General features: G+C 53.7%; 16 protein-coding genes and 1 riboswitch. Of the genes, 2 read left to right on the top strand and 14 right to left on the bottom strand.

Annotated elements, in window-relative coordinates:
• Positions 1-178: 178 nt before the first annotated feature.
• The 13 genes from NYR52_RS07750 to NYR52_RS07690 all read right to left on the bottom strand — a co-directional run bounded on the left by NYR52_RS07750 (position 179) and on the right by NYR52_RS07690 (position 13,041).
• Positions 179-976 carry a HoxN/HupN/NixA family nickel/cobalt transporter gene (locus tag NYR52_RS07750; RefSeq protein WP_259436741.1) on the bottom strand — a complete coding sequence of 266 codons (798 nt, stop codon included), beginning with the start codon at positions 974-976 and terminating at the stop codon, positions 179-181.
• 30 nt (positions 977-1,006) lie between these two features.
• Entirely contained in the window at positions 1,007-1,561 is a 555-nt protein-coding gene (gene cobO / locus NYR52_RS07745) for a cob(I)yrinic acid a,c-diamide adenosyltransferase (protein ID WP_259436633.1), read from the bottom strand.
• Positions 1,554-2,960 (bottom strand): cobyrinic acid a,c-diamide synthase CobB, encoded by a 1,407-nt coding sequence (locus tag NYR52_RS07740; protein WP_259436632.1) that lies wholly within the window; start codon positions 2,958-2,960, stop codon positions 1,554-1,556. Before NYR52_RS07740 ends, cobO begins: the two co-directional genes overlap by 8 nt.
• Positions 2,957-4,069, bottom strand: a complete 1,113-nt coding sequence (locus tag NYR52_RS07735) for a cobalt-precorrin 5A hydrolase (protein ID WP_102992323.1) — start codon at positions 4,067-4,069, stop codon at positions 2,957-2,959. Before NYR52_RS07735 ends, NYR52_RS07740 begins: the two co-directional genes overlap by 4 nt.
• A complete protein-coding gene (cobM, locus tag NYR52_RS07730; RefSeq protein WP_054096549.1) occupies positions 4,066-4,863 on the bottom strand; it encodes a precorrin-4 C(11)-methyltransferase in 798 nt (265 codons plus the stop codon). Before cobM ends, NYR52_RS07735 begins: the two co-directional genes overlap by 4 nt.
• Positions 4,860-5,579, bottom strand: coding sequence for a precorrin-2 C(20)-methyltransferase (gene cobI / locus NYR52_RS07725; RefSeq protein ID WP_106342414.1), 720 nt, complete (start codon positions 5,577-5,579; stop codon positions 4,860-4,862). Before cobI ends, cobM begins: the two co-directional genes overlap by 4 nt.
• Positions 5,569-6,819: a precorrin-6y C5,15-methyltransferase (decarboxylating) subunit CbiE gene (gene cbiE / locus NYR52_RS07720; protein WP_259436631.1), complete on the bottom strand. Its 1,251-nt coding sequence runs from the start codon at positions 6,817-6,819 to the stop codon at positions 5,569-5,571. Before cbiE ends, cobI begins: the two co-directional genes overlap by 11 nt.
• Positions 6,740-7,918 carry a cobalt-precorrin-5B (C(1))-methyltransferase gene (locus NYR52_RS07715; RefSeq protein ID WP_054096546.1) on the bottom strand — a complete coding sequence of 393 codons (1,179 nt, stop codon included), beginning with the start codon at positions 7,916-7,918 and terminating at the stop codon, positions 6,740-6,742. The genes cbiE and NYR52_RS07715 overlap by 80 nt, the downstream gene beginning before the upstream one ends.
• Before the next feature lies 1 nt (position 7,919).
• On the bottom strand, positions 7,920-8,570 hold the full coding sequence (locus NYR52_RS07710) for a precorrin-8X methylmutase (RefSeq protein WP_022738125.1): 651 nt from the start codon (positions 8,568-8,570) through the stop codon (positions 7,920-7,922).
• The gene (gene cobK / locus NYR52_RS07705; protein ID WP_054096545.1) at positions 8,563-9,345 is read right to left on the bottom strand and encodes a precorrin-6A reductase; all 783 of its coding nucleotides are present in this window, start codon (positions 9,343-9,345) and stop codon (positions 8,563-8,565) included. The genes NYR52_RS07710 and cobK overlap by 8 nt, the downstream gene beginning before the upstream one ends.
• Before the next feature lie 13 nt (positions 9,346-9,358).
• On the bottom strand, positions 9,359-10,192 hold the full coding sequence (locus tag NYR52_RS07700) for a sirohydrochlorin chelatase (RefSeq protein WP_259436630.1): 834 nt from the start codon (positions 10,190-10,192) through the stop codon (positions 9,359-9,361).
• A gap of 82 nt (positions 10,193-10,274) precedes the next feature.
• Positions 10,275-11,846, bottom strand: a complete 1,572-nt coding sequence (gene cobJ, locus NYR52_RS07695; RefSeq protein WP_259436629.1) for a precorrin-3B C(17)-methyltransferase — start codon at positions 11,844-11,846, stop codon at positions 10,275-10,277.
• A 243-nt stretch (positions 11,847-12,089) separates the two neighbouring features.
• A riboswitch (cobalamin riboswitch) is annotated at positions 12,090-12,286 on the bottom strand.
• 212 nt (positions 12,287-12,498) lie between these two features.
• Complete coding sequence (locus NYR52_RS07690) at positions 12,499-13,041, bottom strand: histidine phosphatase family protein (RefSeq protein ID WP_259436628.1); 543 nt, start codon at positions 13,039-13,041, stop codon at positions 12,499-12,501.
• A 494-nt stretch (positions 13,042-13,535) separates the two neighbouring features.
• Here NYR52_RS07690 and NYR52_RS07685 point away from each other — a divergent pair, with 494 nt between their 5' ends.
• Both NYR52_RS07685 and NYR52_RS16750 read left to right on the top strand, forming a co-directional pair.
• On the top strand, positions 13,536-13,673 hold the full coding sequence (locus NYR52_RS07685) for an NADAR family protein (protein WP_022738131.1): 138 nt from the start codon (positions 13,536-13,538) through the stop codon (positions 13,671-13,673).
• On the top strand, positions 13,649-13,789 hold the full coding sequence (locus NYR52_RS16750; protein ID WP_375163184.1) for an NADAR domain-containing protein: 141 nt from the start codon (positions 13,649-13,651) through the stop codon (positions 13,787-13,789). Before NYR52_RS07685 ends, NYR52_RS16750 begins: the two co-directional genes overlap by 25 nt.
• Here NYR52_RS16750 and NYR52_RS07680 read toward each other — a convergent pair.
• A complete protein-coding gene (locus tag NYR52_RS07680; RefSeq protein WP_022738132.1) occupies positions 13,730-13,960 on the bottom strand; it encodes a hypothetical protein in 231 nt (76 codons plus the stop codon). The genes NYR52_RS16750 and NYR52_RS07680 overlap by 60 nt on opposite strands.
• Between the last annotated feature and the right edge of the window lie 45 nt (positions 13,961-14,005).

The raw sequence follows: 14,005 nt of genomic DNA, 5'->3' as shown, positions 1-14,005 counted from the left end.
TATGAAAACATACTTGTCGCTTCCTCCGGCAGCTGCATACATGCGTGACGCTGGAACAACCCTAAATAGCTGACAAACCCTTTTGGGCATAAATAACAGGATCGACTTACTCCCGTGTCGATCCTGTTTTCTTTCATCCACTATATCGCCGGTTGGTTTGAAAGAAAGCGTTGTCTAATCAAGCCGTTTCATCCCGTCGCACATCGTCCTTTTTTTGCCAATCGATGAAGAGAAAGAAGAGTAGGAAAACAGTGAACAAAGCGACGCCAAGCCATTCTAACTCCAATTCCGCCTGCGGTTTGAAATAGATGAACAGCTCATAAAAACCGATGCCGTAAGCAAGCAGCACAATCAACCATCCCATGGTAAGTGATACCCATTTGCTTGTTTGATCACTTCCTTTGAGGGAACGGTAGATGATGACGGAATCAAGTGTATCCGTGATCACCATACCCACTGTAAACGTCACGCCCAGCATGAGGGGCATCCACTCGGAACTATTTCCTGCGGCCAACGCCCAGACAGATGTTTGGCTCACCGTGTCGGCGGCGAGGGCCAACACCCCGCCGATCAGGACGATCAGAAAGGGGTTGCTGGTTTCGCGCAAGGAGCGGGGAATCCATTTCCCTTTCACTCCTTGCGGTTGAAACGGCTCCTGCTTATTGGTCCATTTCACCAGATTAAATATGTTGAGGGTGCCGATCGTTAACAAAGTGATAATGGACATCCAGGTAGCCACTTCATCAAAATAATCAGGGAAGGTGAACATCTGACTGACGACCCCGATGATCACAGCCACGCCAGTGACAACCAAGCCATGCCCCAATGAAAAAAAGGTGCCTACCCAACGGGCCATGGTATTCCGCTTATGCCAATTGTATCGCGTCAATCCGTCGATGCAGGCCAGATGGTCCGCATCCAACCCATGCTTCAACCCCAAGGCGAACACCAATGCAAACAACGACCATTCTCCCATCAATCAATCTCCCCCTCGCATGGTATTCAACTAGAATTCAATCCCCTTGACAGCGGACACACCAGCATCATAATAATGTTTCACCGGTTCGATCCGCGACACCAGATCAGCACGTTCCATCACTTCCGGCAAGGCGTTGCGCCCCGTCAGCACCAAATGCGTATGCTTCGGCCGCTGTTCGATTAAGGACAGCACTTCCGCCCGCGGCAAAACATCGTCGATGGGGAACGAAGTGATCGCCAATGCATTATTGATTTCATCGAGAATAGCAACATCATACTCTCCACTCATGACCCGCTCTTTCACCACCATCCAGGCCTCTGCCAATGCGGTGCGATGCTCTTCCGGTGTTTTGGTCCAAGTGAAGCCGACGCCCAATGGTCGCACCTCCACGCCCAGTTTTTTCAGTGCCAATTGTTCACCATAGGTGCGTTGCGGCGATTTGATGAATTGCCAAATCCCCACCCGTTGCCCCCGGCCTACCGCTCGCAAGGCGAGTCCCAGCGACGCCGTCGTTTTTCCTTTGCCGTCTCCGGTATAAACCAGTGTCAATCCTTGCCGGCCGGCTTTCGCTTTCTCAGGCATATTCCCCACTCCTTTGTTGCCGGGCTTTTGTGCAATGTTGCAAAAAGCGAGCGGCAATGCGTGAATTGGAAACGAAGTGAAGGTGTGTGTACCCGGCCAACACGTTGGCTTGGGCATACCCTTCCTTCATCTCCCCTCGCCGTCCCTCACTTGTGTAAGCAAACGGCCAGGTCGATCCGGCCTCAGGCTCCAGCGAAGAGTAATGGAATTCATGTCCACGGGCCGACTCGCCCTTGGCAAATAACAAGTTGTCATCCGTGGCCCGCACTTCCCGATATCCCAATGCACTTAAGCGGTGTTGCATCCGCACCCGACCAGGGATGAAGCCGACCATGGGATATACTTGCCCCGAAGTGGTTTCAATGGATCGCGCCAAATACATATATCCACCACACTCTGCAAACACGGGCTTCCCGCACTGGATGAAACGACGGATGGACTGTTTAGTCCGTTCATTGCGGGATAAGCGTTCCGCAAACTCTTCGGGGAAGCCTCCGCCGATCAACAGGCCATCCGCTTCTTCCGGCACGGCTTCGTCAGCCAACGGGCTAAAAAACACCAATTTCGCCCCCAGTCGCTCCAATAACTCCAGGTTTTCTGGATAATAAAAATGAAAAGCAGAATCTTTCGCCACCGCCACCACCGGCGCTCCTGGCAAAACAGGCACCGAATCCAGATATGAGGATGATGGCATCGATAGAGGAGGGGCATCTTGCGCAATCGCGAGCAAACGCTCCATATCCACACCTTGTTCGACCTTGTCAGCCAATTGGGCAAACAAATCCTCGCATTCCCCACGTTCAACCGCAGGCACCAGTCCCAAGTGGCGTTCCGGCAACGTCATCGACTCATCCCGGGCCAGCCAACCCAATACCGGGATACCGCATTCTTGCTCAATCGCCGCTTTCACCAACCGGTAATGCCCTTTGCTTCCCGCCCGGTTGGCAATCACTCCCCTGATCGCCACCTGGGGATTTAACCGCTGGTATCCTAGCACAACCGCCGCCGCACTGCGGGCCATGCTGTGTACATTCACAACGAGGATGACTGGACAGTCGAGCGCCATGGCAATCGAAGCGCTACTGCCTTGTTCGCTGAGCGGATCTTTGCCGTCGTACAACCCCATTACTCCTTCGACCACGGACACATCAGCCCCGTCACTGCCGCGGATGAAACATTCGCGCATGTTCTCCTCGGTCAACATCCAGGTGTCCACATTGCGCGACACCCTACCTGTCACCGCCGTGTGGTAAGTAGGATCAATATAGTCAGGACCGCACTTAAACCCCTGCACTTTCAGTCCCCGGCGCCGGAAAGCCGCCATGACGCCCAAGGTGATCGTCGTCTTTCCTACGCCACTGCCTGTCCCGGCAATCAGCAATCTTGGCCGTTTCATCATCGTCTTATCACTTCCTTCACTGAGGGAAAAGGAACTTGGGCAATCGATATCGTCACATTGCCCGCCTTCTTTTTAGTGAGTAACCATTCTGTCGCTCCCGCCGACAAAAGCGCGGCAGGCTCACTGACACCGTAAGCGCCAGTGTAACGGTAAACGGTGGGGGAAGGGTCAGGCAAGGTGACCGTGTTGAGTTCATCCGGGGTGTACGTGTCCAAGCGCCAACCATATTTTTTGCAGACAGACAACAAACCCGGCTCTTCTTTTTTCAAGTCAATCGTCGCCACATTGCGGACACTACGCAGAGAAAAACGCTGTTCGTTCAGCGTTTGCACGATTACATGCTCAATCTCTTCCGCCGACGTCCCCTTGTTGCACCCGATGCCCAACACCAACACCTTGGGTCGGTAGAGCACCCCGTTATGCAAATAGCGCTGTTCTTCTTGTTCGTCCAAGAGGCGGTGCGTCACCACCAACGCCGCGTCAAATTTCGCTTGGTCGGCTTCTGCACATGAATCAACCACGCGAATATGATCAGGCAACGGGCGGTCATAATCCCACCAGTACGGTTCCCCCGATTCCTGGATCACTGCTACCCGCTCTTCATTCACCACCGCTGCGCTCACTGGAGTAGCCTTGGCGAAGCTTTCAATCTCCCAACCAAAGGAACGGCCAAACAAATCGACAGCGATCGTTTGCTGAACATCGGAAGCCGTAGTGATGACCGGCGTCGCCCCTACTTGAGCGGCCACGCGCTTCGCCAGTTCGTTGGCACCACCCAGATGACCCGACAACACACTGATGGCAAATTTCCCTTTGTCGTCCACCACCACAACGGCGGGGTCTGTCTTTTTGTCTTGCAAGATCGGGGCGATCATGCGCACTACCGCACCTAAAGAGATGAACAGGACAATGCCGTCATACCGGCGGAACAAATCCGGAAGAATATGTTTGACTGAGCCTTGAAACAGCACAATTGACCGCGCCGCCTCATCCCCGCGCGCAAACTTGTCCATATAATAGACATCGGCCTGTTCCAACTGTTCTTGCAACCGGCGCACCATATGCACTCCGTGTTTGGTGATGGCCACGAAAGCAAGGGGTCGCTTCATGCGCCATCCACCCCTTTTCGAAACCCATGTGTGAACGTCTTGTCGTACAGGCGAGAGCGAAACGCGCCCCCATCCGCCAACCGGGATGGGTCCAAAGCCCACCCGGCCAAAATCATGGCATGACTACGAATGCCTGCTCGGCGCATCTCCTCGTCTAAGTTACCGAGCGTGGTGCGGAGAATGCGTTGATCTGGCCAAGTAGCCCGTTGCACCACTGCGACAGGGGTTTCATCCGCCCAGCCGGCTTCCCGCAGTTCGCGCACCACTTTCTTAGTCAGGGTAGCGCTTAAAAACAGAGCCAGTGTGGCGTGATGGGCGGCAAGCGTTGATAGCTTCTCACGCTCCGGCACGGGTGTCCGCCCTTCTGCGCGGGTCAGGATGACCGTTTGCGTCAACTCGGGGATCGTCAATTCCGCCCCCAAAACGGCCGCTGCGGCAAACACGGAGCTAACACCTGGAATGATCTCCACTTCAACCCCATACTTCTTCAACTCCACCATCTGCTCAAAAATCGCACCGAATACGGCGGGGTCACCGGTATGTACCCGGGCCACACTACGCCCTTGACGCACATGAACCACCATGCAATCAACCAGTTGCCCCAACTCCATCCCTGAACTTGGCACAACGGTCGCTTCTGGTTTGGCTCTGGCGATCAAGGCTTCATTCACCAGTGAATCAGTGTACAACACTACATCAGCTGTCTCAATGATTCGCATGCCTTTCACCGTGATCAACTCAGGATCGCCAGGGCCCGCTCCCACGATATACACTTTAGCCGCCAACGCTGTCATTTCCTCACCACCATCAATGAAAGATATCCCAACTTCTTCCCTCTTAACTCCCGCACATCCCACCAGATCTGCTCTTCGGGCGAGCTCACTTTGCTCACCACCGCCGCCCGGTCAAGCAGATCCAGTTCGTCCAGAATGTCAAGCAACAAGTCGAGCACTTTGGCCACTTTTAAAAACACCACAGCGTCATGCGTTTGTAGCACCTGTCGCATCGCTTCCCGATCGGCCGTCGCCGGTGCGATAACCACTTGCTCATCCCCATCCGCCAAGGGAAGGTGCAAGCGGGACGCAGCTCCATTCACTGACGAAATGCCGGGGATGGACATGATTTCCACTTGCGGATGAAGCTTCCGCATCCGGCGCCCCAGATGAATAAAGGTGCTGTACAGCATGGGATCGCCCTCTGTCACGAAAGCGACATCTTTCCCCTGTGCCAGATGGGACCACACCGTCGCCACTGTTTGATCCCACTCTCGCGACAAAACGTCCGGATCGCGCGTCATCGGAAAAATCAAGCCAACCATCTCTTTTTCCTGGGCTTTTACATACTGCTCCACAATGGACAAGGCATAGCTTTTTTCACCCTTGCGTTTTTTGGGATAAGCGATGACGCGGGTTTCCTTCAACATGCGATAAGCCTTCACGGTAAGCAATTCGGGATCGCCTGGCCCTACTCCGATGCCAATCAGTTTGCCATAACGCGCTTCATTGCTCATGTACATCCCCCTCTTCCCCATCCGGCCGCCATGCAGCGATGACATATGTCGGATTGAGCGCGGCAAATCGGGTCATATTCAGAATCGGCTTGCTCCGCGACACTTGCATAAGCGTCACCCGCACCGCCATGCCCGCCGCTTCCAAGCCGGCCAAAGCCGTCGACAGTGTTTCAATCGTGGCGGCATTGATAACCAATCGACCACCCGTCCGCAATCGGGAACAACACACCGTAAGTAGCTCGGACAGCTCTCCACCACTCCCGCCGATGAATATCGCGTCAGGATCAGGCAACTTGTCCAACCCTTGGGGCGCTTTGGTGTGAACGGCGTGGATGTCGGCACGGAACTTGATGCAGTTCGCTTCGATGTTGGCCATATCCGCCTCATTTTTCTCAATTGCATACACTTGGCCGTGCGTTGCGCACTTAGCAGCCTCGATCGCCACTGAACCGGAACCGGCTCCGATATCCCAGACAACACTTTCTTTCTGCAAACGCATCTCTGTCAGGCTGAGCAGGCGAATCTCTTTTTTCGTAATCAGCCCTTTATCCGGCTTGCGCTGAATGAAGGCATCATCATCCATGCCCATGAACCAAGGCTGGCTTCGTGCCCCGTCCCGGCGTTTTAAGATCACGATGTTGAGTGGAGAAAACTCCGCTTGCGCCATTGGCTCCAACTCCCACCAGCCCGCCCGTTCATCCGCGCCGCCCAAATTCTCAGCCACAAACGCCTTGTATTCAGTCATGCCGAACCGCAACAAATAGTTGGCAATGGCCCCAGGCGTATTCTGGTCATCCGTCAGTAGCGCCACCATATCCTGCCCGTCGATGCGTTGGGCCAAGCCGAACAACGGGCGGCCATGGAGACTTTCTACCGGTACCCCTTGCCAACTTTCCCCCATGCGGGCGAACGCCAGCTGTAACGAACTCACATGGGGAAGAATCTCCACCCGCTCTCCGCCGAGACGCCGCACCAGCAAGCGACCAATTCCATAGAATAGGGGGTCGCCCGAAGCGAGCACAACCACGCGCTGCTCCGCCATCACTTCGGCAATCCGACCGATCATGCCCATGATGCCGCCTTTGAGTACCCACTTCTCTCCCCTATGCTCAGGAAAATAAGCCAAATGGCGCTCTCCGCCGATCAAAACATCCGCTTCTTCAATCCATTTCCGGCAATGCGGGGGGAGTCCATCTTTCCCGTCCGCACCGATCCCAATCAGTTTCACCATCTGTGCCACTCCATTCCGCCCTCCCCAACAGTTCACCCTTCATTTTCACCAACACCGTTTCAATCGTCAGGCCTCCATCCACATGCCGCAAGCCTTGACGGCAGACCAACTGGCTCAACCGCGTGAAAAACGACATCCGCCCGGCTTCTTCCATCAGCTGGCCCGCGTGGGTCGCGCTGTTAGCCTCACGTACCGCCTGCACCAAATCGGGGGGTGCCCCCACTTCCTCCGCCACCGCCGCCAAAAAACCAAAGTCGACCGCGGCGCTTTTGGAGTGAACCATCATCACACCTTGGGCTACCTTGGAAAACTTGCCCATCATCCCTACTAAACTCACTCGTTCCACTCCGGCCCGTTTGGCGTGTTTCAATGCAAAACCTACAAAATCGCCCATCTGGATAAAAGCTTCTTCCGGCAGATGTGGGAAACACTTCATCGCATGTTTTTCACTGCTACCACCCGTAGTCAACACGAGATGACGGCAACCATTGGCTTTGGCCACTTGGATCGCCTGCGCCACACTGGCCCGGTAAGCAGCAGTTGAGAACGGAACCACGATCCCCCGCGTACCCAAGATGGAAATGCCACCGATGATTCCTAAACGGGCGTTCAACGTTTTCTGGGCGATCACTTCCCCTTCTGGAACAGAGATGACCACTTTGACGCCCCGGTTCACCCCATGTTCGGCTAGCACCGTCTCCACCGTCTCCCTGATCATCCGCCGGGGCACCGGGTTGATGGCCGCTTCCCCCTCCGGAATCGGCAAGCCCGGCTTAGTCACCCGACCCACACCGACACCACCGTCAATCTCGATTCCTTGTTCACGCAACCAGGTGACGGTGGACACAATCGTCGCTCCGTGCGTGGCATCGGGGTCATCCCCGCCGTCTTTGACCGTACTGGCTCGCGCATGGTTTCCATCCATCCGTACCTCATCCATGGCAAACACCGCCTTTTGGCCGATCGGCAAGCGGATCGTCACCTCTCGGACGGCTTCCCCGGTGATCAACGAGAGCAAAGCTGCTTTGGTCGCCGCCGTCGCGCAGGCTCCCGTAGTATATCCCGTACGGAGCGGCTTTTCTTCGCTTGTTGCCTGCGTTGACTTCATGTCACGCTTCCATCTCCCGTTCAGCCATCATGGCTAAGGCATTTACAATCGCCACCGCCGTCGGACTGCCTCCTTTGCGGCCCAAATTGGTGATAAATGGCACATTTAGCTTCAACAGCTCCTCTTTCGACTCCGCCGCAGATACAAAACCTACAGGCACACCCACGATGAGCCCCGGTTTGGCTACACCCTCCCGAACCAGGCGGATCAATTCCAACAGCGCCGTGGGGGCGTTGCCGATCGCGAAAATGCCGCCTTCAGCCTCGGCGACTGCTTTTCTCATCGCCACAATCGCTCTGGTCGTCCCCAACCGTTTGGCTTCTGCCATCACATCACTGTCAGAGATATACACCCGCACATCTCCACCAAATTTTCCCAAACGCATTTTGTTGATCCCCACTTGCACCATCTGCACATCAGCCACGATCGGCTTGCCTGCTTGGATCGCTTGGATGCCCGCTCGCACTGCATCAGGATGAAACACAACACTTCGGCCCAACTCAAAGTCGGCGGTTGCATGAATGACCCTCTGCACGACGGGAAATTGCTCCGGCGTAAAATCATGCGCCCCCAATTCATCGGCAATCATTTGAAAGCTTAAATCCTCAATCTCCTGAGGTTTGGTAGTTACGGGGCGAAAAGTCTCACTCATGGGACATTCCTCCTAATTCTGCTCGTACCTGATCCAGCACTTGATCGATCTGATCCAAAACGCGGCCATATTCGATCTGCGGCCGGGAAATAAGCACTACATGTAACCCCAACTCCAAAGCGGCTTCCACCTTCTCATCAACCGAACCGATCTGCCCGCTCTCTTTGGTGATGACGGTGGCCACTTGATAATGTTGGTACAAGGCCTTGTTCAATTCTTTGCCAAACGGCCCTTGCATAGCGATGATGTTCTTCTGTTCCAAACCCAACCGTTCGCATTTTTCCATGTTATCCTTGCGTGGCAACATCCGAGCAACCAACCGCACGCCCGGTTCTGACAACAATCGCTGAGAGAAGATGTCCAACGTTTTGCTCCCTGTCGTCAGCATGACCACCCCTTTTCGGCGCGCCGCCACTTCCGCCGCCTCTTGATAAGAGGATACGGTCTCGATAAGTGGATGACGCTCACCCTTCCATTCCGGGCGTTCGTAGCGAAGGTAAGGGATACCTGCGCTTTCAGCCGCCTGAATCGCATTTTTGGATGCTTCTTCGGCAAACGGATGGCTGGCGTCCACCACCATGGTAGCGCCTTGTTCCTTTAAAACGGCAACCATTTCATCCGCCGTCAATCGGCCTACCCGCACAGAAACGCCCGCTTCCCGCAAGCTGTCGGCGGCACTTTCGGTCACAACCGAGGCCACGAGTGGATACCCTTCTTGTTGCAACAAACAAGCCAACTCACGGGCATCACTTGTTCCAGCCAACAGAAAAATCACTGCTGTTCCCCCTTCAATGGTCATGATGATGATGGTGGTCATGATGATGATGGTGGCGACCGGTCGCGACCGCCTGTTTGGCCAAGGTTTTCCAGTCCAATGCCTGTCCCTGCTCCAACTGGTCGACGCGGCGTTTCCAGATGTCTACCAACCCTTCGTCACACCCGAGGTAAGAAACCATCACCGCTTCTGCACCGACGTTGGTCTCATTAAACTCCCGCACCATCCTCTCCATCCGCTTGATCAGCACGCCAGTAAATAAGAAATATGGCAACACCACCACCCGTTTGGCACCCAATCGAAGGCATCGGTTCAATCCTTCATTAAGCCGTGGGTCCGTCACCCCGATGAAGCAAGCTTCCACCCACGGGACAGGCAATCGTTCCCACAACAGGCGTGTGATCTTATACAAGTCGCTGTTGGCGTCGGCATCACTTGATCCACGCCCCACCAGCAGCACGGCCGTCTCTTCCGTTTCCCCAGCCCTAAGCACGCTCTGAAGCCGCGCTTCCAAGATGGGCAATACCAATGGCTCCACCTCAAGCGCCCGCGCGTATACAAACCGAACATCGGGATAAGCCGCTTGCGCCTCCTGCAAAAATAAAGGGATGTGCACTTTGGCATGCCCTGCCATGAACAGCATCAGCGGAATCACTTTGATCGAAGTGGCCCCTCTGTCAACCGCTCGCTTCACACCGGCATGCATGTCTGGCTGGGCAAATTCTAAGAAGCAGGTCTCCACAATCGGTTCCGTAAACTTGGTGGCCATCTGTGCGGTGAATTGCAACAATTCTTCATTCCCCTCAGCATCACGGCTGCCATGACCCACAAACAATATCGCTTCCATTTCGTTCTCTCCCATCCGTTGAAATTGGACACGACCTGTGCACCACATGCTCTTCCGAGCAAGAACGATAACCTCCCCCTGCCTAATCGCCACAAGCTAGCGGTTCAATCGTGATCTGGCCTTCGGTGTATCGAAACCCACCAATCTCTTCCACCCGTTTGAAGAATTTATGGAAGCGCTCATTGGGCTCAGCCTGTTCTTTGTAGGCGCGCACCGTTTGTTCAACCGCGTCAATTAACTCATCAGGGGTGAGCCCTTCCGCCACCCGCTTGGCCACTTGGGCGTTGCGCCCAATTTTCTTGCCTCCCAGAAACAAATCATACGTGCCACGGCGATGGACAATGGCAATATCCTCAGTCACCGCTCCGTAGCAAGCCATCGCACAACCGTTAAACCCGATTTTCAGCTCCTTAGGGACGCTCAAGCCCCCAATCCGTTTCTGTAATTCCTCCAACTGCGGAATCGACTCCCCCTTGTCCCCATCACAAAAATCACAAGCCTTCAATTGAACTACATTTCCTACTGGCTCCAGAAGAAGTCCCGCCGCGCTCAACTGCTCCACCACGCGATCTGGGTTTTCCGTCGGCACTTTCAGCACCAACCGGTGATCGGGCGTATAATGGATCTCCCCCTCTGCTCCAGCCACCTCTGCCAAACAGCGCATCTGCTCCGGTGAGATTTTTTTCTCTGCCAAGCCCGCTGACACCGCCACTTCAAAAATCGACGCGACGCCAGTCTCGCGCCTTTCCAACATCGACAGCGCTTCTTCAGCTAACTGCACGGGACTCATTTCGTCTGCCGCGTCCGGCGTACCCGCAGCATCAAGTGCCCACGGCTCTGCTTCTGGACGCAGGCGCTCGTGCGGTTTCAAAGCCTGCACGGTCTGGTCCAATGTATATTTGCGCTGATATCCACGCGGTGTAATCATCAATCCTTCATGCACAAACGTGCTCCCATTACCGATCAGCACGGTGGTGAGCATACCAATCTCGTGATCCAGCATCTGGCCAAGAGTGGTCAACACCACCTGCTGCCGTTCGCGATAAGCGCTCTTCACCAATCCCACCGGGGTATCCGGGGAACGGTATTTCAAAAGGATTTTTTGCGTTTCAATGATTTGCTTGGTTCTGCGCCCGCTGCGAGGGTTGTACAAGGCAATGACGAAGTCGGCAGCGGCAGCGGCTTCAATCCGCTTTGATATCACTTCCCATGGCGTCAGATGATCGCTCAAGCTGACGGTGCAAGCATCGTGCATCACCGGCGCCCCCAACAGCGAAGCGCACGAGTTGATCGCCGAAATTCCCGGGATCACCTCCACATCGATGCCAGTTTCCGGGCGCCACCCTTTTTCAATCAACACCTCGTAAACCAAACCGGCCATCCCGTACACACCAGCATCACCGCTGGAAATCACCGCCACCTTTTTTCCAGCATCCGCCAGCCTGACCGCCTCCTGCGCCCGGCTCACTTCTTCCGTCATTCCGGTGCGCACAATCTGTTGCGTCGTTAAAAGCGGACGGATAAGATCTACATAAGTGTTGTACCCGACGATCACTTCACTCTCCATCAACGCAGAACGGGCCCGCGCCGTTATGTGCTCCGCATGTCCCGGCCCAAATCCGACCAACAAGATCTTGCCGACTGGACGGCCCATCCAATCACCCCATCTCCATATATAATTGAAAATTAATTCTATTAAAAATGTTCAACCGACAAAGAAAATAAAAGCTCCTGACTACACGCTTTGACCTGTCAGGAAAATGAAAAAACACTTTCCGCTCTCTCGGGCAGAAAGTGTTTATAGGCGCAGAATCGCAGACACCAAGCAGACACATCCCACATGGGCACACGTATCTCTTGCCGTCCCTATAAACACCTCCCTATCCGCGTAGGTCAAGCGGTGTTGTCAGAAAAGGCAGGTCTCCTGGCTCATGGATCATCGTCTTCACTTGAATCTGGCCTTCCCATCATCAACAAATGCAGTGGCCAAACTCGGACTCCCCATTCACAGTGGCGGGACCGCGTCGGATTCTCACCGATCTTCCCTCTTCGGGAGCGCAGATCTGGCGCTCCACCTTTCCCCACAAAGATATTCATTTTTTAACAAAATCATTATATTGAAATTGTAACTTACTAGCCTGCATATTTTCAATTTTGCCACTGGCATTATCGCAGGATAGACGCGTCCTTTTAATCGGATGCTTTTAATTCCTTGATTATTCACAGTTAACCAGCAGTTTAATTCAGATCAACTTTCTGATAAAATACACATCTTCCCGCGCCTTCTCTATACGGCTATCCAGGGCTCATTTTTCAAACACATACAGCCTGCCGTTTGCCGGTGTGCCCAAGCGTGGCCCCTTAAATCCTCTTTTCAGGAGTTCTTGGCGCATGGACACCATCAGGATCCCATGGCTGACAATCAACGTGTCTTCCCCGTTGCGGGACATGATTTCATCGATCACGTCCGTCAAGCGCCTCTGAACATCCTGTTTGGCCTTTATTTGCGAGCGGTGATTGCAAAGCCAAGCTCCCCTCATCATTAACCCCCAGGCCCAAAGCGGCAATTTCACCTTATGGTTGCGAAAAAGAGGACAGATCGGGATTTCACGCAATGCTTTTGTCACGGTGATCGGCCCTTGATAAATTCTGCGCGCTGTTTTTTCCGCCCGCGGCAAATCGCTGGTGAAACAGCGTTTCCATGCGATATCTCCTAAATCCACTTCGCCTTCTTCTATATCAGCGACATCGTATTCCTGAATCCATTGCGATAATTCCTGTTGTGTCAGCAAAAATTTTTTAGGGAATTCTTTCTTCACTTTAAAATGGCGAACCAAACCGATTTTCATGCATTCCATCCTTTCTGCTTGAAACAGCCGCCAGCGACCAGCGGAACAAGTGAATGAAAACAACGCGGAGACAACGAAGGGCTCGTATTTTAAACGCCTTTCCCTTCGTTTCATTCACTCAATAGGAAAAGGTTCTCCGTACATCACTTTTATCTTAGAAGTTACTCATTTTGCCCCATCAACAATCCAATTATATAATATTTTTTATAATCTAATAAATAAAATTGCAGGAAGGGGCAAATCTCAGGTCGTATCCATGCCCGCTCAGTGCCAATCTGCGAGCTCATTGCAAAGAGAGGTGTATCCCCATGGAAATCACATTTACACTGTGAACGGACCCAATGGCGTGAAGCGAATGAGAAAATGGTTTTGGAGCCGCTAGCCTATTCATCAGACACGCTCTAGCGAACACTATTTCCAAGCGCAAAAATTCGCCGGTACGCCCTATGCCAAACAGATTCGCACAGTGAAAAAAACCGAAAGATGCTGCACAATTGGGGCGTAGCCGCAAACATCCCATCCGCCCTGATTGGGAAGAGGTGAAAGAACAGGTGATGCGCACTGCCGTTTACCACAAGTTCAAATTCATGCTGATCTACGAAGCCTGTTGCTGCCCACTGGTGACGAACTGATTATCGAAAACTCCCCCATTGCCTATTATTGGGGCTGTGGAGCGGATGGAAGCGGCTTAAACCGCTTGGGTGTGATCCTGATGGAAGTGCGGAGCCGCTTGCGGCAAGAAGGCTGATACATCCATTTGTCCCACGCGGGTTGTCGGCTTATTGGCAACATAGCCCCTAAGCAATGGTTGCGTCTTGTACACATGGTTGCAGGGCGCTACTTTCAAATACTTGGGGGTGTCTATCATGTGAATCTGCGCTACGAGACTTCCACGCCTATTTGACTTGAAAAAAAGCATTGAATTACCCTCTTAAATTTGCTAGCGTGGACGGAAGATGCGCAT

Origin of the sequence: Laceyella sacchari (assembly GCF_024927925.1) — a bacterium.
GTDB lineage: Bacteria > Bacillota > Bacilli > Thermoactinomycetales > Thermoactinomycetaceae > Laceyella > Laceyella sacchari.
The sequence above is the reverse complement of the archived record's forward strand: the minus strand, read 5'-3'. Positions and strand labels throughout refer to the sequence as shown.

Bases quoted from the DNA above. Each gene is read 5' to 3' on its own strand.
- NYR52_RS07750 (WP_259436741.1), bottom strand. From the start codon at position 976: ATGGGAGAATGGTCGTTGTTTGCATTGGTGTTCGCCTTGGGGTTGAAG.
- cobO (WP_259436633.1), bottom strand. From the start codon at position 1,561: ATGCCTGAGAAAGCGAAAGCCGGCCGGCAAGGATTGACACTGGTTTAT.
- NYR52_RS07740 (WP_259436632.1), bottom strand. From the start codon at position 2,960: ATGATGAAACGGCCAAGATTGCTGATTGCCGGGACAGGCAGTGGCGTA.
- NYR52_RS07735 (WP_102992323.1), bottom strand. From the start codon at position 4,069: ATGAAGCGACCCCTTGCTTTCGTGGCCATCACCAAACACGGAGTGCAT.
- cobM (WP_054096549.1), bottom strand. From the start codon at position 4,863: ATGACAGCGTTGGCGGCTAAAGTGTATATCGTGGGAGCGGGCCCTGGC.
- cobI (WP_106342414.1), bottom strand. From the start codon at position 5,579: ATGAGCAATGAAGCGCGTTATGGCAAACTGATTGGCATCGGAGTAGGG.
- NYR52_RS07715 (WP_054096546.1), bottom strand. From the start codon at position 7,918: ATGAAGTCAACGCAGGCAACAAGCGAAGAAAAGCCGCTCCGTACGGGA.
- NYR52_RS07710 (WP_022738125.1), bottom strand. From the start codon at position 8,570: ATGAGTGAGACTTTTCGCCCCGTAACTACCAAACCTCAGGAGATTGAG.
- NYR52_RS07700 (WP_259436630.1), bottom strand. From the start codon at position 10,192: ATGGAAGCGATATTGTTTGTGGGTCATGGCAGCCGTGATGCTGAGGGG.
- cobJ (WP_259436629.1), bottom strand. From the start codon at position 11,846: ATGGGCCGTCCAGTCGGCAAGATCTTGTTGGTCGGATTTGGGCCGGGA.
- NYR52_RS07690 (WP_259436628.1), bottom strand. From the start codon at position 13,041: ATGAAAATCGGTTTGGTTCGCCATTTTAAAGTGAAGAAAGAATTCCCT.
- NYR52_RS07680 (WP_022738132.1), bottom strand. From the start codon at position 13,960: ATGCTTTTTTTCAAGTCAAATAGGCGTGGAAGTCTCGTAGCGCAGATT.